1 other RNA gene and 1 pseudogene are annotated in these 592 nt (G+C 62.2%); one reads left to right on the forward strand and one right to left on the reverse strand.

Features of this window, described 5'->3' with window-relative positions:
- Positions 1–123 (forward strand): annotated as a pseudogene (locus CSC62_RS17510) (OmpO family porin); the annotation flags it as partial.
- A gap of 317 nt (positions 124–440) precedes the next feature.
- Here CSC62_RS17510 and CSC62_RS17515 read toward each other — a convergent pair.
- Positions 441–517: non-coding RNA, sX9 sRNA (locus CSC62_RS17515), on the reverse strand.
- Positions 518–592: the final 75 nt, after the last annotated feature.

Below are 592 nucleotides of genomic sequence, written 5' to 3' on the forward strand. Positions count from 1 at the left end.
AACTTCTACGGCCGTCTTGGCGCCCAGGTGAAGTTGAACCAGAACTGGGGCATCAACGGCGACATCCGTATGGATGGCGACGGCAACAAGGAATGGTCGGTCGGCCCGCGCTTCAGCTGGTAAGCCGCACGTTTGACTGCAATGCGATCTCTCTCCCGCGTTGCACTGGAAGCCCGGTCCCCCGACCGGGCTTCTTTCTTTTGGCGGTTTGCACACGCACGTCACGATACGCATCGCTTCACACAGGGAACCTCGCCAACGATGCGCCTGCGCCGCGAGGGTTGGCCATGCGTGCGTTGGGCGCCCCCACATACCTGACGTCTGATCCGCCAAAGCCCTGCTTGCGCCGCGGCACGCGGCCACACAAAAACGCCCGGTCGTGCCGGGCGTTGTGTCGTGCATCTTCGCAATAGACGCCGAAACGCTACCGGTCTTGGAGCGGCGAACAAAACGTAGCGAGCGAGCATCCAGTGGGTGTGGACGGTGCGCGCGGAACCACAACGAAAGAGTGGTACGCGAGATTCCGAGCACCGGCCACGCAGGCCTGGTGGTGAGCGCAGCGTTTTGTCAGCTGTTCTCAGGTGAACAAGGT

The organism is Pseudoxanthomonas jiangsuensis, from assembly GCF_010093185.1.
In the GTDB taxonomy this organism is placed as follows: domain Bacteria; phylum Pseudomonadota; class Gammaproteobacteria; order Xanthomonadales; family Xanthomonadaceae; genus Pseudoxanthomonas; species Pseudoxanthomonas jiangsuensis.